This window comes from Cupriavidus sp. GW822-FHT02D05 (assembly GCF_058802485.1).
In genome coordinates this window covers 1-18,551 of record NZ_JBXAOE010000023.1, presented here as the reverse complement: position 1 = coordinate 18,551, position 18,551 = coordinate 1, and the positions used below count along the sequence as shown (strand labels likewise).

Here is an 18,551-nt window from a genome sequence, read left to right as displayed (position 1 = left end):
GAAAAAGACGACCGCCCCCGTCAGTGAGGCTGTTCATGCGCCAAGACCACGCTGTTCTTTTGAGGTGATCGAAGTCAATAAAACGGAGGAGATCAATTTTGTACAAGGAACGACAAGCAAGCTGTGCCGTCTATGGTAAGGCTGGTAGCGAGCCGGGTGGCTCACGGAGGGCGCAACCGATAGTAAGGTTGTATGCGCTGGCACTCTTTGCGCTGCCTTGCGCGTCCTACGCGACCAACGCACAGCTATATGGACTCGCGGACGCATATGTCGGCGTTACCCATCTCAGTGGACAACGTTCTGCAACTGGCGTGGAAAGTGGAGGTCTGCAGACGTCCTTCTGGGGCATGACAGGAAGCGAAGATTTGGGAGCCGGTCTTAAGGCGAACTACCGCCTCGAGGGATTCTTCCAAATGGACACGGGTGCCAATGGGCGTGCTCCCACGGATGGCCTCTTTTCCCGAAATGCCTACGTTGGCCTGGAGGGCGGTTTTGGCGAAGTGCGTCTCGGGCGACTAGCAAATCCGACGTTTCTGGCGACCGCGCTCTTCGATGCGTTTTCCGGCTCGACGAAGTTTTCGCCGCTCCAGAACGTCCTGTGGACGCCCCAGCAGGGCCGATACATTGCCGGCGATACCGCGTGGAATAACGCGATTGGCTACTACTCACCGGAATTCGCGGGAATTTCGTTCCGGGGCTTGTATAGCCTTGGCGAGCAGCCGGGCACGAGTTCGCAGAACAATGCTGTCGGTATGCTGCTCTATGATCGCGGGCCATTATCGGCGAGTTTTGCCATCCAGAGAACCCGGCTTGGTCCCGGACTTCCTGCGGGAAGCTGGGCGCAGACAGCGATGGCCGGGGGATTGTCCTATGACTTCAAGGTCATCAAGCTGCTGACCGAGTATGTCCACACAAGTACCAGCGGTGCATCAACGACGACCGACGCGCTGCAGGTGGGTGCCCAGATTCCGGTCGGCAGCGGGAAGATCCTGGCCTCTGCAGTGTCTTCACGCGTACGTAGCGATGTCATGGCGGACTATCGGCGTCACGGACTTGCCGGTGGTTATGACTATGCTCTGTCGAAACGCACGGACGTATACGCTGTGACGATGTTCGACAAGGTTACCGAAAAAGGCAGTGGCACCAGCTTTGCGCTGGGCATGCGCCACAAGTTTTAGCCGCTTACAAGATAAACCGATCAGGAGCCAGACATGCAAATCGATTGGGACGTTGAAATCCCCATGGACGATGGTTTGGTGGTTCGGGCCGACGTCTTTCGCCCGAAAGAGGAAGGACGCTACCCCGTGTTGATGTCCTACGGACCATACGCCAAAGGCCTGCCATTCCAGGTGGGATTCCCCGCACAATGGCAATCGCTCACTACTAAGCACCCGGAAATTCTGAAGGGCAGCAGCGGCAAGTACGCGAACTGGGAAACCGCGGATCCGGAAAGATGGGTGCCGTTGGGTTACATCTGCATTCGCGTGGACTCGCGCGGCGCTGGCCGATCGCCGGGCGTCATCGATTGCTTCTCCCCGCGCGAGGCGCAGGACTTCTACGATTGCATTGAATGGGCAGCGAAACAACCGTGGAGCAACGGGAAGATCGGCCTGGCCGGCGTTTCCTACTACGGCGCCACCCAATGGCTGGCGGCGGCGAAACGTCCTCCGCATCTGGCCGCGATCTGCCCGTTCGAAGGGTTCTCCGACTACTATCGCGACGCCTGCCGGCACGGCGGCATCCTCAACACGTTCATGGTGGCCTGGTATCCGAAGCAGGTGGAAAACGTGCAGCACGGCCTGGGGCGGCGCGGGCGTGTGAACCCTAACAACGGGTTGCCGATCTCCGGGCCGGCAGAACTCAGCGACGGAGAACTGCTCGCCAATCGCGTCGACATCAACGCGACGCAGTTGAGCGCCGAGCTTATCACTGATAGCTACTTTGACGGCCGCCGTGCGGACCTGGGTGCGATCGAGGTACCGGTGCTTTCCTGCGGCAACTGGGGTGGCCATGGCCTGCACCTGCGCGGCAATGTCCAAGGCTACTTGGGTGCCGGCTCGAAGCATAAGTGGCTCGAATTGCACGGGCTCGAGCATTGGACGGAGTTCTATACGGACTACGGCGTGGCGCTCCAGAAGCGGTTTTTTGACTGCTTCCTCAAGGGCGAGGACAACGGCTGGGATCGGCAGCCGCCGATCAAGATGCAGGTGCGCCACGTGGATCGTTTTGTGGAGCGCGACGAGCATGAATGGCCCTTGGCGCGCACCGCATGGACGCCCATGTATCTGGACGCCGGCGCACCGAGCCTGCGATCGGAGCCGAGCGTGACAGCTTCGCGCGTCTCGTTTGACGGCATGGCAGGCAAGGTAAGCTTCAGCACTGCACCCTTCGAGCGCGAAACCGAGGTGACCGGCCCGCTGTCTGCCACGCTCTGGATCTCCACGACGGCCCGCGATGCGGATCTGTTCCTGACGCTGCGGGCTTTCGCTCCGGACGGCAAGGAGCACCTGATCTTGGGGGCAGTCGAACCCAATGCCCCCCTCGCGCAAGGCTGGCTTAGAGCGTCGCACCGAAAGCTGGATCCTCAAGCCTCCAGGCCGTATCAGCCCGTGCACACGCACCAGGAGATCCAACTTCTCGAACCGAACGAGATCTACGAGCTGCAGGTCGAGATCTGGCCCATGTGCTTCGTCTTCCCGAAGGGCTACCGGCTGGTGCTGACTGTGGGCAGCTCGGACTTCGAGCACGACCTGCCCGGACCCTATCCGCAGATTTATGGCAAGTCGATGCGCGGCTCGTCGGTGCTGCTGCACGATCACCCCGACGACCGCAGGTCTGACCGCTTCGCCGGTCAGACCACCGTTCACACGGGCGAGAAGTACGCGTCGTTCCTGCTTCTCCCCGTCATTCCCGCAACATGCTGAACGGAGGCGCCATGAGCACGACGGGTCGGAAATTCCTCGCGCGCACCGCTGGTGCATTTGCGGCCGCCGGCCTCCTGCTGCGGCACGCCGCCAACGCACAACAGGCATGGCCGGCCAGAGCGGAGATTCCACCAAGATGACACTGAAAGAGCGGCTTGCCCCGCCGCTGCGTTTCAGGCCTGATATGGCGTCGCTCAACAGGGCTCGATGAACTTCTCGATCCATCCAGAGGCCCGGGCGATGCTTCTTCGGGCGGGAATTTGCAGCAGCTTGCGTTGCATGCCCCCCATTCGGACGGGCGCGTCTCACAGGGAAAGGGACGCGCTGACGATAGCAGCTCTACGCGTTGACCGTAGTTCGGCCCGAAGCGGCCATCTGTCGGCGTGATTGCGAATGGCAGAGAAGGGTCGATTAGAGCCATCTGGCTTGACAGCGATCTCGCCTGCTAAATGCCCACGTGGCCGCTGCAGATCCCACGCAGCATCCCCGGTATTCGGTACCGAGTCAAGTAAGACCGACCGATGAGCACATCGTCCTCCATCTTTCCAACCGGTGGGACAGGGTTTCGGAGCTATGAGCCGCGCCCGATAGGGGATTCCGATCTATCTATCGTTCCGAACCTCTCCGTATCGGAACCTTGGCCATCTTCCCGCATCACGCCGTGCAACGACTCTCCGAACTTTCTGCTGGCCCGTTAAGAGGCGATCAGGCAGTACCGGCAATGACCACGCAACCCGGCTGGCGGCGCTACGCTACGGCTGGCCAACCGAACCTAGCCTTAACGCAAGCCGTTTATTTCGCTGGAATTCGGTCTGACCCGATCCTGAACCGCCCAGTTTTTCTCTCGGATTCCTCATGCTGGTAAGAATGGTTATCGGCATGATGGCGAATGACAAAAAAGCCGCCCGGAGGCGGCTATCCTTACTCGGTTTCTGCATAGACACGCAGCTTCCAGCAGATCTCGCCTTGGTTCGTACTGTGCTGCTTGTGGTTCTGCGTCGTGAACGGGTCGCCCGCATTCAATGCGCGCTCTTGGCCGCATCCCGTGCAGACATGGATGCCCGAATGCGACACTGTCTTTCCGGGCGCGTGCTCCGTTTCAAAAACTTGGTTCGGCTTGGCTTTTTTCACTGCCTTTTCATCAAGGTACAACGCCATCATTTTCTCCTCTAGCCCTCCATGGGCCTGCCGGCGCACTTGAGGGCAGACATATGTGATTCAAGAGGCGTTTTCCCACTCATCCTCGGACGGCCGGATCGCGTCGACCAAGGCTTGAAGCCGCGCCGCGTCGCCGGGGGCCTGGTCGCTATACGTCAGCCGGCCCCACACCACGACGGCGCCGTGCGCGAACTGCTGGAACTGCCCTTTCGCAGTGAAATCGGTCTCTCTGTCGGCCATTTCCTTCCAGAGCCCAATCGACGCCCCGACCACGGCTGTCAAGTCAGCGTAGGAATAGCGCGGCTCGCGCCGGGCCGCGTCGGCGCGCTCGGCGTCGATTTCGCCTGCGCGCGCATGGCGCTGCGCACTTCGCGACGAAAACCACTCATGCGTTCTCCCTTGCCCCCGCGGGCGTTCCCTACCGATGCGGCTCGAACGGATTCAACAGGTCGACCCCAAAGTCCGCGAAATCACTGACATTGCGCGTCACGACGGTTAGATGGTGCTGCTTGGCCGTTGCCGCGATCATGGCATCCTCGTACAGCGTCTCGGAACGCCGGTGCATCAACCGCGCCCACAGGCGGAAGGTGCCTGCATCCATAGGCAGCACGTTGTAGACGGCGGAAACCAGATCCACCCATCGCTCGATTTCGCCAGCCTTGGCGACGTCCTGGTCGCGCGTGAGTTCGATGCCGGCCTGAATCTCCCCCAGGGTCACGGCCGACAGGAAGAGCTTGTCGTCGGTCACCGATTGGAGCCACTCAACGACCGCACCATGAGGGCGAGGCCGCCGGAGTTCAGAGATGACGTTGGTGTCGAGCAGGTACATGCGATGCATTCAGTGAGCTGGGACGACACGTCGGCGACGTGCGGCGCCACGCGGCGGCACGAGACATTCCGTGCGGGCCGTGTCGGAGAGCAAGAGGTCCTTAAGGGACGGCTTGGCTGCCGCATGCAATCGCCGCCATTCTGCCACCGGCACCAGGACGGCCGCTTCGGTACCACGCTTGGTCACCATCTGTGGGCCGCTGGAGAGGCAGGCGTCGAGAAATTCACTGAAACGCGCTTTGGCGTCCTGAACAGGCCATGCTTTCATGATTGCCCCATATAACTAGTTACCTGACTAGTCTATCACTTCCTTTGGCCTCTTGCAGAGGGTTGTCCGCTATTCGCAAATATACGAGAGGATTACGGCCAACCCTTCATCTGCCTTGCTCGCAACTCCAGTGATCGGCAAGGAGACGAGTGACAAAAAAGCCGCCCCGGGGCGGTGCCACTGCGCTCAATCCTCGCTCCATCGGTGACATCTCCAACACCATGCATATCGAAGGCGAGGGAAATCGTCACCCTGGGCAGGGAAGCGATTTCCCCGCTGGGATCAACAGAAAGACGACGCTCAGCAGTCGTCGAGCGTACTCACCAACTTCGCCAGCTTGCGAATGTCATCGGCGGCCAGCTCCACAGTGAACGTGTCGGAGACCGGGTCATCGAGGTCCTGGTGGCGCTCGCACTCCTCCAGCACCTGCCGAGCGAAGGTCAAGAGCGTCAACGATGCGTCATAGCACCGCATCATCGAAACCGATGAATCCGCCTCCGGCAAGTCGTCCACCTCGTGCACGGACATGCCCTGGATGAGTCGTTCCGCCTTGGCAGGCTCGAACCCGTGCTGCAGGATCGGCATGCTTTCGGTGTCTTTCCAGAGCGTGCCGGCGCCTAGCGCGCGACGCACGATGGATGTCGCCCCATCTTCATGTGGCGCGGAGACACCGACCGTTAGACGCTGCACATAGCCAAGCTCCAGCGTCACCAGGAACTTCGGATAGTTCCGGCTCATCCCTTGCCAGAACGGCACGTGACCGTTTTGGGTGGGCGGGCGACGGAAGCCGGCGGATAGATGCGCAAGAATTGCATTTCAAGACTCCTTGAAAATGCGGTTTCCGGCATGACCCCGATCGGGGATGCGGTCCCCGCGGGATGGTTAAAACGATCACACTCCAGATCCCGAAGGATCCACAGCCATTACAGGAGCCAAGCTGTGTTTGATACCTGCTTCACCAGCGGATCCACAGGCGCACCAGGTTGTCCCCGGAGACACTTGTGTTTCCCTTGCGTTTTGCGGCTAGCCGCAGATAGCGCTCCAGCACTTCCAGTTCATGATCGGAAGCTTGCGAGAGCCAGTCGTTCCAGTGCTGCCAGAACGATTTGCGATTTCCCTCCATATCGATTCTCCGAACAGCGGGAATCGATCCCAGGGGACGGATTCCCCAGGCGGCTGGAAACATCACGGCGTCAGCAACACCTCACTGATCGCCCTCTTCCTCGAGTTCGCCGAACAAATCCCACACAAAGCGAGCGGGTCGAAAGCTAATGCCGTCGACCTTGAATCCCTCCCCGTAGTGCGGAAGTTCGCTTCGATGAATGTCGTGACTTCCAACATCGTCTTGAAATATGTCACGTCGCATTTGCTGTGCTTATGAAACTCCACACAGTATTCGGCGTTGACCTAGATCTTCTTACCCTCAGCCGGGACGGCTGCCACTGTCACCAGCAGCGGGTCGCGCCGTCGAAGGCATAACCAAGCTCAATGAGCCGGCCTTGTTGCGCGTAGCGCTGGAACCGTGACAGACCTTCTTCCAGCACAACACACAAGCCAGCTTCGAGGCGTTCGTAAAAAATACTGTGCGGGCGCGCTGTCGATCCGATGCAGTGTGAATGCTGGCTTGCTCATCTTCCGCCCCTGGCTGTTGGCTGCTGCCGCCGGCAACGCGCTGCATTCATTCTATGGAGCGCGTTGCCAATGGTTCAGCGGGCGCTGTCCTACAACGCAGGTTGCACTTGCAGAGTGTCCTCTGGAGTACGCGTCTCTACACCGGCCGTACAATCCGCGCGCGGTGCGCCGCGCATGTTGCGCCCCCGCAGGCACCAACCTCAGGGGCGAACCAGCGGCCCCTCAAAAGGGCCCTCCCCGCAATCCGGCGAACACCCTCTCCTTCATGCAGCAGAACCACGAGCGCAAGAAAGTCGGCGGACACTCCACCGACTTTCACCCTCACTCTCCCCTGTTCACTGCTTCTCGCTCCCCGGGTGTCAGCCCCTCGGGTCGTAATGCTCGGATTCCCAGTACGGCGATATGCCGTAGTACTCATGGATGCTGGTGGCCCACCGCGAGTCCGCCATGCTCGGCCAATGGTCCTTGTCAAAGCCAGGTGCGGCCTTTACGCGGTCTTTCTCGACCCCGAGCACGAAGCACTTGCGCCGAGTGTCCAGCGTGAGAGCGGACCACGGCAGCGCGAACAGCTTTTCGCCGATGCCGAGAAAGCCGCTCACGGCCATCACGGCATAGGCTACGCGCCCGGCTGGCACGTCGATCATGATATGGTCGATGGTGCCGATGTTTTCACCAGCGGGGTCCACCACCTTGTTGCCTTCCAGCGTGTCGGCCGCCATCACGAACGGGCCCGGGCCCGGAGAATTCTGGTCAACGCCGCCAACAATGGAGGCGCCTGGCTCGCGGCCAGGACTGCGTGGTTCGACTGACGTCATGGATAACTCCTTGCTTGTAGAAAGTCCTGGACCAGATGGTTGATATGCAGCGATGCTGCTCACGTGCGTCGACTCCGATCGCGATCTGCCCGCTCCACGTCCTCCGTCCTTTCAGGTTAGCGGTGGCGGTCACTTGCGAGTGGTGCCCTTACGGTGGCCGGCGGGCTTTGCGCCGACAGGCTGGTGTTCGCTACCGCGCTTGAGCTTCCAGTCCACATTGTCGCGCGCGGTCTGCGTCCTCTTCTCAGCATGCATGGCTGCACTAGGCGAGATCGGATCGCTGGCCGGGAAGCTCATTTCCAGCGCGTCGTCGACGGCGGCCTGGTAGGTCTTCGCGCGATTCTCCTCGCCGGCGGCAGGGCGCGTGGCGGGCGTTGCGTGTGACTTGTCGGCCTGCGCCGGCTTGTGAGCCGCCGGCGCGGCCTTGGATGATTTGCGGGCGTCTTGCATGGCGGGGTCCTCCCGGATGGGCTTGCCACAACCTGTGCAATTGGCGGGCCAGTCCGCATGTGTGAGCCGTGCAGCGGTGCGGACCGCACAATCACGGCTGCGCGGGCGCCGCGACGTCCGCAAAGCTTGCCCGCTGCGCCGGGAGCGGCGCGCACTTCGTACGCGAATCGGTAAAAACTACAGGACGGCGTAGCGGAAATGCGGGGGAATGCTGCTGGCGGACACGAACCGGCCGCGACACGCTTATGCCGGGACGGCGTGGCGGGGGAAACCTCACGGAGATGCAGACGATGACTTTGTCGCTCTCGCCGGCAGGGCTTTCGGCGCTGGGGATCGCGCCAAGCAGTTCCAACATGCGGCGCGTCAGCAACAGCGCGGAGCTCTGCCGTGACGTCTGCGAACCCTGCCCCGGCACACGCGCCCGAAGAAATCGGACAAGGTGGTCTGCCGCGTGGCGCTGCGGTCGCGATCGAGCGGCGGGCTCTCGATAATACGCAGCTTGACGTAATCCGGCTCGTTGCCCAGATGCACCCCCACCGAGCCGCCGGACTGCGCACACCGGATGCAGTGCATTAGGAGATGGCACAGCAGGGGCATCAGGCCAAGAATGAAGCCTCTTACTGAGTCACCAACTCAAGCCCAGCTTGCGACTCGTCATCGCCGCGGGCGACCAGCACCTTGATCTTGTTCGGTATTGTTGCACCGATGCCGTCGACCGGGATTGTGGTGATCAGCCAGTCTGCGTTGTTGGCCAGCGTCAGCGTGCCCGAGTCAAAGATCACTGTCTTCGTGCCGGCCGTGGTGATGCGCAGGCGATAGGTGCCGCCATTCACGTCGATCGAATCGCTGCCCGATGCCGGTACCGCCGACTTGTAGGCGATTGCTGCAAACGTAGGCGTTGCTGCTGCCAGGTCAGCTGCCGGGACGGTCAGGTAAATGTCGACATTCTGTGCATTGAACGATGCGTTCAGGCTGCGGATGCGAGCCTTGTCGGAGAACAGGCCCTTCTCAAATGGGTCGTCGATCTGCAGCACGTCCGCCGCGGTAGCGCCGGGTAGGGCTACCACCGTGTATTTGTGGCCAGTGTGCGTGCTCACTGTGGTCCGCCCGAGTTCAGTTGCCGTGTTGGCAACATTGAACGAGAACGTCTGGTTGCCCTCGTCCACGTTGAAGTACTTCGAAACAAACTTGTAGGGCTCATTCAGCAGGTTGGTCTTGGTGCCGTTCTGCAGCACATCCAGGTTAGGGCCACCGGTAAGAGCATGGATCACCCGGACAGTCGGCTCGCTGACGCAGATGCGGGCGCCGATGCTGTCATCCCCGCCGCCGCACGCCGAGAGGACTGCCGTTGCGGCTAGTGCTAGGCCAAGGATAAGACGGGTCTTGGATCTGAACATGTGTCACCTCCATTCGTTGGAACTTGGGCGCGCTGCCGCGCACGGTGCGGCATGCTAAAGGTCAGAGTGCAAATGTGGCGGCGCATGCTTGCAAGTGCGGTAAATGTGTATCGCCCTGAAGCAACGATAGATAGTGACCACGGGCGCAAGCAGGTCCCCGGCTCCGAATTCAATGTCGGACGATTCCGACAGAACTCACGAGTGGGAAGCAGGTCTACGCGCCGCCACCAGCACCGAGTGGGTGAGCGAGGCGTGAGCGCGAGCCGGTAAGAGTCCGCTCAGAGAGATTGGTCGGATCTTGCCGGATCCACATTCGGGCGCAGTCTCGAAAGCGCCATCCGTGTCAAACCTCAGTCTCCTTATTGAATACACGCCATAGTGGAGTCCCAATGGCGTTGGTGTGGGCGCACGTGCTGAGCTTCGTATTCATCGCGCGCCCTTTAGGTCGGCCGCCTCGGGGTGGTCGCGTCGCGAAACGCCCGTGGGGCAGACGAGGCAGTCCATTCGCTCCGGCAATCCAGTCAGTGTATTTACCGTCGTTCCGGGCGCACCACCGCAGCGTAGCGGCGCTTTGAAAAAGCCGAAGGGATTTTGTAGTCTTAACACAAGGTAAGCGTGGCATCCTGAAGCAGGAAGACTATCCGAATGCCCTTTTCTCCGGGCACCGAGGCTCGATGGAGCTAGTGACGAATGGCGGATAACAGCAATCCATCTCCAACAGCAGAGCCGACGGGTACTGCGGCTTGGTGGCCGGCCGCCCTGTTGGTAGGCCTGGCGGCTGCCACTTTGAGCGCTCGCGCGCAGACACCGTCGCCGCTAGCCGAGTGGCAATATTCGGCGGGAGTCCCGTTGATGAAACTATACGAGGCCAAGGTGCCCGACTGGCAGGTCCAGGTTGGGGCCGCTGCCAGCCTGCGACCGTATTACGAAGGTACCCAGCGCTATCACGTGCTCGCGGGCCCCAGCTTCGATATCCGCTACCGCGACCTGTTCTTTGTTTCCACCGGTGAGGGCATCGGCGTGAACCTGCTGCGGGCGGACCATTGGCGCGCGGGGGTGGCGATAGGCTACAACCTGGGCCGGCGGATGGCTGACGATCCTGGCCGTCTCAACGGACTCGGCAACATCAATTTCGCGGTGGAAACCAAGCTTTTTGGCGAGTACGTGGTGTCGGCGTCACTCCCCTTGGTGGTGCGCATCGATGTGCGGCGCAGCCTGGGCGGCACCGACGGCTGGATCGGCGATATCGGCGCCTACCTGCCGCTGCCCGGTAGCTCGGAGCGCTTCTTCTGGTTTGCCGGCCCTACCGTCACCTTCGGTGATGCGCGCTACATGAGCCGTTGGTTCGGCGTCACCTCGGCTCAAGCGGCGCGCTCGGGCTATCCGCAGTACAAGGCCGATGCGGGCCTCAAGTCATACGGCGCAGGCATCTCCGCGATCTGGTTCTTTCGCGAGCATTGGTTTGTCACCGGCGACGTTGCGGTTGGCCAACTCGTGGGCTCGGCGGCGCACAGTCCGATCACGCAAAGGGCGACCAATACGGTCGTCGATCTTTCGCTGCACTACCAATACTGAAGTGCCATGGGCACCCTCGCTGCACCACTACACTACCGCGGCGAGCCGCCAGCCAGCATCGTGAGCCACGCCGGCACCGACGCGAGGGAGCGTCCCCAGGCCATCAACCCGACTTCCGGGGCCGCCAGCGCGTCCCGCTGACCAACAAATTCACGCACTTCGTCAGGCACCTGCGCCAACGGCTTGCGGATCTTGGCCAGCGCCCGGGCATCTTCCACCAGCTCCTCCAGCGTCATCGGCTTGAGCAGGACGCATCGAAGCCTGCCTCCGCGCCCCGCCGGCAGGCTCGCCGGCCTGTGACTGGCCCGTGCAAGCGCGACGTAGCTCGCAGAGTTCTCCGCAATAACAGTGGCTTTATGCCGAGTACCTCGCGAAGTTTAGTGTTTTGCGTGGGCGTTCGTTGAGTCTTCTGGCTATGGCGTTGAGCTTGGCTTGCGAGTAGCCCGAGAGATCGTTGCTCCTGGAAGGTGGGGCGCCCAGCAGCGATCAATCTTGCATTGGCCCGATCCCATGGTCTCGCGCATCTGTCGGGCCAAAATCGGTCTGCCGACGGTACTACGGCAGGCCGCAGCGCTTAGCGGCCTGCTCACACCGTTCCCCCGCGCGCTACTGAGGGGCTGAACGGTATAGGTGAGCGACTCCTCGTCCACGCAGGTCTTTGCCTCTATTGAGGCGCGCGGGGTTGTGGCATGAAGGCCGCGCTAACGCTGCAGCTTCCGATACTCATTGAAATGTCGGATCGCCCGCATCCCATTGCCGAGCGTCTCGTAGATACGAGCCGCGTTGAAGTGCGCGTCGGCAAAGTCCGGCGCTAACTGTATGCAGCGCTCATAGCTGGTGAGTGCCTCCCGGGGGCGTTCCTGATCCTCCAACGCTACGGCCAAGTTGAAGTGGAGCAACGGCTCGCTCGGCAGCTGTGAGATGCCAGAGCGGTACAGTTCGGCCGCGTCGCCAAACCGGCGCGCGTCGCACATCATGCAGCCCAGGTTGAGATACGGATCCAGAAACGTTGGTTCTGCCGCCAAGGCTCGCCGGTATGCGGCCTCGGCTTCGATAGGCTTCTCCGTTTCCAGTTCGGAACCGATGAGAAACCAATCCTGCGCATCGGCAGCTGGTGGCCGCGCGTCGTGTAGTGATTGCACAATCGCGGCGCCCAGGTCGCCGGGCTCAAAATCCATCAGCATCTGGCCAGACACGGCCTGCCATCCTTCTCTGCTCTCATCCCTTGTCGCCACCTCGTTGCCCATCGCACGAATCCGCACACCGGTCAGCGGCTGGCCAGTGCCACGAGAGGCCTTCACCCTCGCCAGCGCGCGGATAATCAGCCGCGTTGGGATCTTGGCGCCATGCAGTGAATTGGCTGTCCGGAGAAGCACCATGTCCTGAAACGTGAACAGAAATTGGCGGCGCGGCCCGCGTGTGGGCGTGATGATTCCCTCGGAGACCAACCTAGTGGCCACCGAGCGCGGGATGCCCAGCATCGTTTCGGCGTCCTTCAGGGTGTACGTCGGCATCGGCCTGTCACTTTTTCGCCGATGAGGCTCGCTTGGCCGGAGTTGGCGCCGGTGCCGCAGTGGCACGCTTCCCAGTCTTTTTGCTCTTGCCCTGCGCTGCAGCTGCTGTGGTCGCGGCCTTCGTTCCGCCCTGTTTCCCCCGGGCCATGCTTGCGCGCAGGGCCTCCATCAGGTCGATCACTTCGGCGCCCTCCCGTGGTTCCCGCCGCTCTTCGCTCACGGTGATCTTTTTGCCCGCGATCTTCTTGTCGATCGCTGCCAAGATGCGGTCTTTCTCCTCATCCTTGTAGGCCGTGGGGTCGTACCCGTCCACCGAGTTTTGTTCGATCAGCTGTTTAGCCAAAGCCAGCTCGGCTGGCTGAATCTCGGCTTTCTCCACGTGCAGATCCAGCATCGATCGGACCTCGTCAGCGTAGAGCAGTTGCTGGAGCACCAAGCCCTCGTCGACCGCCCGCACCTGCACCATGTACTGCTTGCCTTTCCAGACCCACTGCGCGAGCGCGCAGGTCCCCGTCTTTCGCATGGCTTCGGCCAGCAAGTTGTATGGCTTACCACCGCGCTTGTCCGGCCCCAGGTAGTAGGCTTTGTCGAAATAGATGGGGTCCACGGCTCCGGCCGGCATGAACGACACGATATCGATCGTGTGCTTCGCCTCGTCTTCTAGCGCCTTCAGTTCGTCCGGCTCAAACACAGCGTAGTGGTCAGCTTCGAACTCATAGCCTTTGACCATCTCGGACCGCTCAACCACCACATCTTCGCGGATGCACACATACTGCTGCTTGAGCCTGGAACCGCATCCCTTGTGCAGCAGATTGAAGCCGACCCCCGAGTTGCTTTCCGTGGCACTGAAGATCTTCACGGGGATCGACACGAGGCCGAAGCTGAGAGAGAGGGAAGCAATGGAACGGGCAGCCATGGCGATCTCCGTGCAGGTCGGGAGTACATCGATCTAGCTTAGATCGTGCCCGCCGAATCGGCGGTGTTCCACTGTCACTTTGCGGATAGGCGAGCACTTCCTGGAAAAACATGTGCATGTAATTTCTGTCGGACCTGCATGGCGACCAGTGCCATACCACGTGTCGGACAGCGGCCTATTGCCGCTTCCATGGGACGGGGAAATACTGCGATTACAGAAGACGAGGAAACGGAGACGATCATGGCGAACAAGAATGTGCACGTCGTTCCACACGGCGATCAATGGCATGTCCTGCGCGGGGGCGCCCACGAGCCCTCTTCTGCGCATGACGACCTAGAGGACGCCATCGCGGCCGGCACGGCGGAGCCAAAGCAGGACAAGGTGGAGTTGCTGGTCCATGGGCGAGATGGGCAGATCCGCATGCGCAACAGCTACGGGGAGGATCCCCGCGGCGTGAAAGCGTAAAGCCCGCGCCGCCCGGTCTGTGAACTCAGTCCATGGCTAAGTCAGCCTCTACCAACGCGCGCAGCCTGGAGCGGTACCGCCAAAAGCGTGACTTCGTAGCGACGACGGAGCCGAGCGGCCAGGTGTCCGCCGCGGGCGCCGCCAGCGGCGCTCTGAGCTTTGTCGTGCAGAAGCATGCGGCTCGCCGGCTCCACTACGACTTTCGTCTCGAGCTGGAGGGTACCCTCAAGAGTTGGGCGGTCCCCAAGGGACCCAGCCTGGATCCCGCAGAGAAGCGAATGGCCGTGCACGTCGAGGATCACCCGCTGGATTATGCGAGCTTCGAAGGCGTGATCCCGCCCAAGGAATACGGGGCCGGCACTGTCATCGTTTGGGATCGAGGGACGTGGATGCCGGTCGGTGATCCGGTGGCTGGCTACCAGAGCGGCAAGCTGAAGTTCGAGTTGCAAGGTGAGAAGCTACATGGCCATTGGACCTTGGTCAGGATGCGCGGCCGCGGCGACGAGCGTCAGGATCCGTGGCTCTTGATCAAGGAGCGGGACGCGTTCGCGCGCTCTGCCGCAGAGTACGACGTCACCGAAGCCCTGCCGGACAGCGTACTGGCCCAGGGCAATAGCAAATCGGCTGCCGGCGGTAACGCAAAGACTGCCGTGCCAAAGCAGCGTCGCTCGCGCCCGGGCCAGGGCCGACAGGTACTGCCCGCTGCAGCACGCCTGGCCCCCCTTCCGCTTGCGTTAGCCCCGCAACTGGCAACGCTCGCTTCAACGGTGCCGCGCAACGCCAAACAATGGGCCTATGAGATCAAGTTCGACGGCTATCGGTTGTTGGCAAGGGTCGACGCCGATGACGTCCGTCTCTTCACAAGAAATGGCCATGACTGGACATCGCGCCTCAAATCGCTTGCGGTGGAGATTCGCGCTCTTGGCCTTGGCTCCGCCTGGCTGGATGGGGAGATCGCGATACTCAGCGACAAGGGCACCATGGACGTCCAAGCGCTGCAGAATGCCGTTGATAGATCGAAGGTGGAGGACATCCAGTACTTCGTCTTTGACCTCCCCTTCTTCCAAGGCCACGACCTACGACTGGTTCCGTTGACCGAGCGCAGGGCGCTGCTCAAGGAGGTGATAGCCGTGCCAGCTGCGACACGAGTCAGGTACAGCGAGGCCTTTGAGGGCACGCCTGACGACCTTCTTGCCGCAGCGTGCCAGATGGGCTTGGAAGGTCTGATTGGCAAGCGTGTCGACGCGCCCTATGTCTCCACCCGAGCGCCCAGCTGGATCAAGCTCAGATGCAAACAGCGGCAAGAATTCGTTATCTGCGGATTCACGGCCCCGAAGGGTAGCCGACAAGGCCTCGGCGCGCTCCTGCTTGGCCTACACGATGAAACCGGGAAACTGCACTACGCCGGCAGCGTTGGCAGCGGTCTGGATTCGCGCATGCTGACCAAGTTGCTCGCGATGTTGACCGGACTGGAAGTGCCAGTCTGCCCGTTTGGAAAGCGACCACCGCGCGTAGTCGCCCGATGGGTCAAGCCGAAGCTGGTGGCCGAGATCTCGTTCACCGAGTGGACCAAAGAAGGCCGAATCCGGCATCCCGTCTTCCATGCCTTGCGTGCTGACAAGGCCGCGGCCAACGTGACAAGGGAGCGGCCGGTCGATGTGGAACAGCCCCGGCCTCGGCCAGCGCGCTCGGTCAAGGTATCCAACGCGGAGCGCGTGATTGATCCAGCGACCGGGCTGACGAAAGGCGACCTGGTCGGATTCTACGAAGCCATCGCGCCGCACCTGCTGCCTCATCTCCGCGGGCGCCCTGTGTCCTTGGTGCGCGGGCCAACGGGCATCGACGGCGAGCTATTCTTTCAGAAGCACGCCGAGACTATCAAGATTCCGGGGATCAACGTCCTCGATGCCAGCCTATGGGCCGGGCACCCGTCACTCCTGGAGATCGCCAGCCAGACTGCCATTGTCGCCGCAGCGCAACTGAACGTGATCGAGTTCCACACCTGGAATGCGACCAAGCGTGCCATCGACAAGCCGGATCGCGTCATTTTCGATCTGGACCCCGGTGATGGCGTGCCGTGGCGGCACATGCGTGACGCCGCCATGCTGACGAAGACGTTGCTGGATGAGCTTGGCCTGGTGAGCTTTCTCAAGACCAGTGGCGGCAAAGGCCTGCATGTCGTGGTGCCCATTGCGCCCAAACTGCCGTGGACCACGGTGAAGAAGTTCGCACAAGATGTCGTTCGTCATACCGCCCAGACCATTCCGCAGCGCTTCGTTTCTAAGAGCGGGTCGCGCAATCGCGTGGGTAAGATCTACATCGACTACCTGCGCAACGGCCAAGGTGCGACGACGGTATCCGCATTCTCTGCGCGCGCACGGCCAGGTCTCGGGGTTTCGATGCCGGTATCCTGGCAGGAACTGGAAGAACTGACAGCGGGCGACCATTGGACGGTCCAGACCGCCCTGCAGCGCGTGGAAACTGCCGGCTACGTCGATCCGTGGGCGGAGTACGCCGATACTAGAAAGGTGCAACAAATTGGTGCGGCCATCCGCACGCTGGCTGGCTAGTCGATTGGAGGATTTGTCATGGCAACCCTTGAGACGTTTCCTACCGCGGAGCGCGAAGCTTTTACCAATGCCTGTCGTCGACACGGGTTCATCGCCGCCGACTTTAGCGTCTGCGACATGACCGGGGAACAGGATCGCCTGGTCAGCGTGCTGAGGCCTGAGACAGGCGTATTGATGCATTATGCGGCAGAGTCTCGTGATTCTTGGCCAACCAAATTCGAGCACGACCTGGCCATCCGGGTCTTCGGAGACGCCCCCGAGTAAAACCTTGACGGTGCCCGCTCTATAAGAGGTGTGAGGAACTGGAAAACGTCAGACTGCGTTTTCCGAAAAATCGATGACTTAACAGAGACCTGCTTTAGAATGGGTTGAAGCCACGCACAAGGCCTCGTCTACTGAGATAGTGCCGATTGCGGCGCCAGATGTACAAGCCTCATCATCGCATCTTCACAAATTAGTACAGCACGCGATAGGTCGACTGCACTAGGCCGGACGGAAAGTGCCGGCTTGATTCGAGCGCCAGACTGACGTCGCGCGGCAGGGCGCCGAACAATGGTCTGCCTGCCCCGATCAACACTGGCACGGTGGTGACCACCAAATCAGCGATCAATCCGTCGCGCAGAAACGACTGAACCAACTGACCGCCATCGACGTACACGCGACGCGCGCCTGCAGCTTCCAGTTGCTTCATCGCATCCGTGGGCGTGCTATCCGAGAACCGCACCTTTCCCTGCAGCCTCTCCGGCACGGGCTTGCCAGCCAATTGCCGGGACAGCACCAGAACGGGCTTGTCGTAAGCCCATTCTCCCAGCGTGAGGACTTTTTCGTAGCAGCCTCGGCCCATAATGATCGCGTCCTTGTCGGCGATGAAGGTCGGATAGCCATGGTCTTCTGTCGGCTCATCCCGGTTCAGAAGCCAGTCGATGTCCCCATCGGGTCGGGCGATAAAGCCATCAAGGCTGGTAGCAATAAAGACGTGTCCTGTGATCATTGTCAATCTATTGTTCTGTCGGATCGCGCTCAAGCTTTAGCCGGCGCCTCGGCCCGTGGCGCAGACTCTTCGGTCCCGCCAGACACAATCCATGAGGTTTGCGACGCTCGAATGGCCATTATCGTTGAAGGCAGGCGTTCGCAGTGCATTGCCAGATGGCACCTATTGGGCGCCGAAGGGCGTCTGAGTGAAACTGCGACCGTCTCAGGCCGGCCGACAGCGGTCGTGCCTTGTCCCGGCGCTGAACCCGAACCCTGGAGCAGCCGTACCCCCATCGGGCCGCACGGCAATCAAGCTAATTCCGATTCCCTACAGTGACCCAGTTGTGAACGTGGCGTTCCGCTCCGGTCATGATGATGCCTGTATGGATATACAGTGTCGCGCGTGAGCACAACCGATACAACTTGCGGTAAGGGCGAGCAGCGGTTCAGCGTTAAGCGAACAAAGTTCAGAGTTGAGCGAATCTCGACAAGTGTGCCCCGCCGGCGCTCACTAGTGCAGGTCAGACACCAACCCGGAAATGCTCCACCGTCTGCCCGGCGTTGACCGCCCGCCGCAGCCAGTCCGGCATGGCGCCCTCCCCGTCCCAGCTCTGCCCATCGGCGCTACGGTAGCGCACCACCGTTGGCGCCGATCGTTCGGTTGCGGCAAAACAGCCGGCCGCCAGCAGCTGCTCGGGGGTCACCCCGTGCCTTGCCATTTGGGTGCGGATCCAGAGGATTGCCTCGGCCCGTTCGCGCAGCGCCGCGGCAGGGCTGGCGCCCGAAAGCAGACGGGAGGCGGCGGACTGGCGGGAAGGAATGGCAGTGGGCATGGACGCAGATGATACCTGCGACCTGCGCCAGCGGCCGCGCGATCCTCCTGCCTGTCCGGGGCACCTTCTATATCGAGGGTGGCACAGCGCCAGCCGGTGATTCGCCACCTCACTAGAACAAAGCAATGCCCTTGTGGGGAGGGCCCGTGTCATGTGTGCCGCTGGCTGCCGGATTGTGGCACAGCGAAGGGCCGCCGCCCCGGGTCGTCACTTCCGCCCGGCACACCAGGGCGC

20 protein-coding genes are annotated in these 18,551 nt (G+C 61.5%); 6 read left to right on the top strand and 14 right to left on the bottom strand.

What is annotated here, in order from left to right; genetic code table 11:
- Positions 1 to 98: 98 nt before the first annotated feature.
- Complete coding sequence (locus AC1RQK_RS27340; protein WP_492812291.1) at positions 99 to 1,178, top strand: porin; 1,080 nt, start codon at positions 99 to 101, stop codon at positions 1,176 to 1,178.
- A gap of 33 nt (positions 1,179 to 1,211) precedes the next feature.
- A complete protein-coding gene (locus AC1RQK_RS27335; protein ID WP_492372323.1) occupies positions 1,212 to 2,924 on the top strand; it encodes a CocE/NonD family hydrolase in 1,713 nt (570 codons plus the stop codon).
- Between the two features lie 921 nt (positions 2,925 to 3,845).
- Here AC1RQK_RS27335 and AC1RQK_RS27330 read toward each other — a convergent pair.
- The 9 genes from AC1RQK_RS27330 to AC1RQK_RS27290 form a co-directional block, all read right to left on the bottom strand.
- On the bottom strand, positions 3,846 to 4,085 hold the full coding sequence (locus tag AC1RQK_RS27330) for a protein L (RefSeq protein ID WP_492372324.1): 240 nt from the start codon (positions 4,083 to 4,085) through the stop codon (positions 3,846 to 3,848).
- A 57-nt stretch (positions 4,086 to 4,142) separates the two neighbouring features.
- Positions 4,143 to 4,322: a hypothetical protein gene (locus tag AC1RQK_RS27325; RefSeq protein WP_492372325.1), complete on the bottom strand. Its 180-nt coding sequence runs from the start codon at positions 4,320 to 4,322 to the stop codon at positions 4,143 to 4,145.
- Between the two features lie 178 nt (positions 4,323 to 4,500).
- The gene (locus AC1RQK_RS27320; protein ID WP_492372326.1) at positions 4,501 to 4,911 is read right to left on the bottom strand and encodes a type II toxin-antitoxin system VapC family toxin; all 411 of its coding nucleotides are present in this window, start codon (positions 4,909 to 4,911) and stop codon (positions 4,501 to 4,503) included.
- Positions 4,912 to 4,920: 9 nt separating this feature from the next.
- On the bottom strand, positions 4,921 to 5,178 hold the full coding sequence (locus AC1RQK_RS27315) for a type II toxin-antitoxin system Phd/YefM family antitoxin (protein ID WP_492372327.1): 258 nt from the start codon (positions 5,176 to 5,178) through the stop codon (positions 4,921 to 4,923).
- Positions 5,179 to 5,478: 300 nt separating this feature from the next.
- Complete coding sequence (locus AC1RQK_RS27310; RefSeq protein ID WP_492812287.1) at positions 5,479 to 5,916, bottom strand: hypothetical protein; 438 nt, start codon at positions 5,914 to 5,916, stop codon at positions 5,479 to 5,481.
- 217 nt (positions 5,917 to 6,133) lie between these two features.
- Positions 6,134 to 6,301: a hypothetical protein gene (locus AC1RQK_RS27305; protein WP_492812285.1), complete on the bottom strand. Its 168-nt coding sequence runs from the start codon at positions 6,299 to 6,301 to the stop codon at positions 6,134 to 6,136.
- Positions 6,302 to 7,169: 868 nt separating this feature from the next.
- Positions 7,170 to 7,625, bottom strand: coding sequence for a PRC-barrel domain-containing protein (locus AC1RQK_RS27300; protein ID WP_492372331.1), 456 nt, complete (start codon positions 7,623 to 7,625; stop codon positions 7,170 to 7,172).
- 129 nt (positions 7,626 to 7,754) lie between these two features.
- On the bottom strand, positions 7,755 to 8,075 hold the full coding sequence (locus AC1RQK_RS27295; protein WP_492812283.1) for a hypothetical protein: 321 nt from the start codon (positions 8,073 to 8,075) through the stop codon (positions 7,755 to 7,757).
- 617 nt (positions 8,076 to 8,692) lie between these two features.
- Complete coding sequence (locus AC1RQK_RS27290; protein ID WP_492812281.1) at positions 8,693 to 9,472, bottom strand: DUF4397 domain-containing protein; 780 nt, start codon at positions 9,470 to 9,472, stop codon at positions 8,693 to 8,695.
- A 690-nt stretch (positions 9,473 to 10,162) separates the two neighbouring features.
- Between AC1RQK_RS27290 and AC1RQK_RS27285 the strand changes: the two genes are divergently transcribed.
- Positions 10,163 to 11,047, top strand: a complete 885-nt coding sequence (locus AC1RQK_RS27285) for a MipA/OmpV family protein (RefSeq protein WP_492812279.1) — start codon at positions 10,163 to 10,165, stop codon at positions 11,045 to 11,047.
- Positions 11,048 to 11,079: 32 nt separating this feature from the next.
- Here AC1RQK_RS27285 and AC1RQK_RS27280 read toward each other — a convergent pair whose 3' ends face one another.
- The 3 genes from AC1RQK_RS27280 to ku all read right to left on the bottom strand — a co-directional run bounded on the left by AC1RQK_RS27280 (position 11,080) and on the right by ku (position 13,477).
- Positions 11,080 to 11,283 (bottom strand): hypothetical protein, encoded by a 204-nt coding sequence (locus AC1RQK_RS27280; protein WP_492812277.1) that lies wholly within the window; start codon positions 11,281 to 11,283, stop codon positions 11,080 to 11,082.
- Positions 11,284 to 11,748: 465 nt separating this feature from the next.
- Positions 11,749 to 12,561, bottom strand: coding sequence for a tetratricopeptide repeat protein (locus AC1RQK_RS27275; RefSeq protein WP_492372336.1), 813 nt, complete (start codon positions 12,559 to 12,561; stop codon positions 11,749 to 11,751).
- A gap of 7 nt (positions 12,562 to 12,568) precedes the next feature.
- Positions 12,569 to 13,477: a non-homologous end joining protein Ku gene (gene ku / locus AC1RQK_RS27270; RefSeq protein WP_492812275.1), complete on the bottom strand. Its 909-nt coding sequence runs from the start codon at positions 13,475 to 13,477 to the stop codon at positions 12,569 to 12,571.
- A 240-nt stretch (positions 13,478 to 13,717) separates the two neighbouring features.
- On the opposite strand from ku, the gene AC1RQK_RS27265 reads away from it, so the two are divergent.
- From AC1RQK_RS27265 to AC1RQK_RS27255, 3 genes are read left to right on the top strand one after another with little or no spacing between them, the layout of a single operon-like run.
- On the top strand, positions 13,718 to 13,942 hold the full coding sequence (locus tag AC1RQK_RS27265) for a DUF2188 domain-containing protein (protein ID WP_492372338.1): 225 nt from the start codon (positions 13,718 to 13,720) through the stop codon (positions 13,940 to 13,942).
- 32 nt (positions 13,943 to 13,974) lie between these two features.
- A complete protein-coding gene (ligD, locus tag AC1RQK_RS27260) occupies positions 13,975 to 16,512 on the top strand; it encodes a DNA ligase D (protein ID WP_492812272.1) in 2,538 nt (845 codons plus the stop codon).
- An 18-nt stretch (positions 16,513 to 16,530) separates the two neighbouring features.
- On the top strand, positions 16,531 to 16,776 hold the full coding sequence (locus AC1RQK_RS27255) for a hypothetical protein (protein WP_492372340.1): 246 nt from the start codon (positions 16,531 to 16,533) through the stop codon (positions 16,774 to 16,776).
- A gap of 190 nt (positions 16,777 to 16,966) precedes the next feature.
- Here the strand turns inward: AC1RQK_RS27255 and AC1RQK_RS27250 are convergent, their stop codons facing one another.
- Complete coding sequence (locus AC1RQK_RS27250; RefSeq protein ID WP_492372341.1) at positions 16,967 to 17,503, bottom strand: dihydrofolate reductase family protein; 537 nt, start codon at positions 17,501 to 17,503, stop codon at positions 16,967 to 16,969.
- Positions 17,504 to 18,005: 502 nt separating this feature from the next.
- Entirely contained in the window at positions 18,006 to 18,317 is a 312-nt protein-coding gene (locus tag AC1RQK_RS27245) for an H-NS family nucleoid-associated regulatory protein (protein WP_492372342.1), read from the bottom strand.
- Between the last annotated feature and the right edge of the window lie 234 nt (positions 18,318 to 18,551).

Excerpts from the sequence above, each read along its gene's own strand:
- AC1RQK_RS27335 (WP_492372323.1), top strand. The coding sequence starts at position 1,212 with ATGCAAATCGATTGGGACGTTGAAATCCCCATGGACGATGGTTTGGTG.
- AC1RQK_RS27330 (WP_492372324.1), bottom strand. The coding sequence starts at position 4,085 with ATGATGGCGTTGTACCTTGATGAAAAGGCAGTGAAAAAAGCCAAGCCG.
- AC1RQK_RS27325 (WP_492372325.1), bottom strand. The coding sequence starts at position 4,322 with ATGGCCGACAGAGAGACCGATTTCACTGCGAAAGGGCAGTTCCAGCAG.
- AC1RQK_RS27320 (WP_492372326.1), bottom strand. The coding sequence starts at position 4,911 with ATGTACCTGCTCGACACCAACGTCATCTCTGAACTCCGGCGGCCTCGC.
- AC1RQK_RS27315 (WP_492372327.1), bottom strand. The coding sequence starts at position 5,178 with ATGAAAGCATGGCCTGTTCAGGACGCCAAAGCGCGTTTCAGTGAATTT.
- AC1RQK_RS27310 (WP_492812287.1), bottom strand. The coding sequence starts at position 5,916 with ATGAGCCGGAACTATCCGAAGTTCCTGGTGACGCTGGAGCTTGGCTAT.
- AC1RQK_RS27305 (WP_492812285.1), bottom strand. The coding sequence starts at position 6,301 with ATGGAGGGAAATCGCAAATCGTTCTGGCAGCACTGGAACGACTGGCTC.
- AC1RQK_RS27300 (WP_492372331.1), bottom strand. The coding sequence starts at position 7,625 with ATGACGTCAGTCGAACCACGCAGTCCTGGCCGCGAGCCAGGCGCCTCC.
- AC1RQK_RS27295 (WP_492812283.1), bottom strand. The coding sequence starts at position 8,075 with ATGCAAGACGCCCGCAAATCATCCAAGGCCGCGCCGGCGGCTCACAAG.
- AC1RQK_RS27290 (WP_492812281.1), bottom strand. The coding sequence starts at position 9,472 with ATGTTCAGATCCAAGACCCGTCTTATCCTTGGCCTAGCACTAGCCGCA.
- AC1RQK_RS27285 (WP_492812279.1), top strand. The coding sequence starts at position 10,163 with ATGGCGGATAACAGCAATCCATCTCCAACAGCAGAGCCGACGGGTACT.
- AC1RQK_RS27280 (WP_492812277.1), bottom strand. The coding sequence starts at position 11,283 with ATGACGCTGGAGGAGCTGGTGGAAGATGCCCGGGCGCTGGCCAAGATC.
- AC1RQK_RS27275 (WP_492372336.1), bottom strand. The coding sequence starts at position 12,561 with ATGCCGACGTACACCCTGAAGGACGCCGAAACGATGCTGGGCATCCCG.
- ku (WP_492812275.1), bottom strand. The coding sequence starts at position 13,477 with ATGGCTGCCCGTTCCATTGCTTCCCTCTCTCTCAGCTTCGGCCTCGTG.
- AC1RQK_RS27265 (WP_492372338.1), top strand. The coding sequence starts at position 13,718 with ATGGCGAACAAGAATGTGCACGTCGTTCCACACGGCGATCAATGGCAT.
- ligD (WP_492812272.1), top strand. The coding sequence starts at position 13,975 with ATGGCTAAGTCAGCCTCTACCAACGCGCGCAGCCTGGAGCGGTACCGC.
- AC1RQK_RS27255 (WP_492372340.1), top strand. The coding sequence starts at position 16,531 with ATGGCAACCCTTGAGACGTTTCCTACCGCGGAGCGCGAAGCTTTTACC.
- AC1RQK_RS27250 (WP_492372341.1), bottom strand. The coding sequence starts at position 17,503 with ATGATCACAGGACACGTCTTTATTGCTACCAGCCTTGATGGCTTTATC.
- AC1RQK_RS27245 (WP_492372342.1), bottom strand. The coding sequence starts at position 18,317 with ATGCCCACTGCCATTCCTTCCCGCCAGTCCGCCGCCTCCCGTCTGCTT.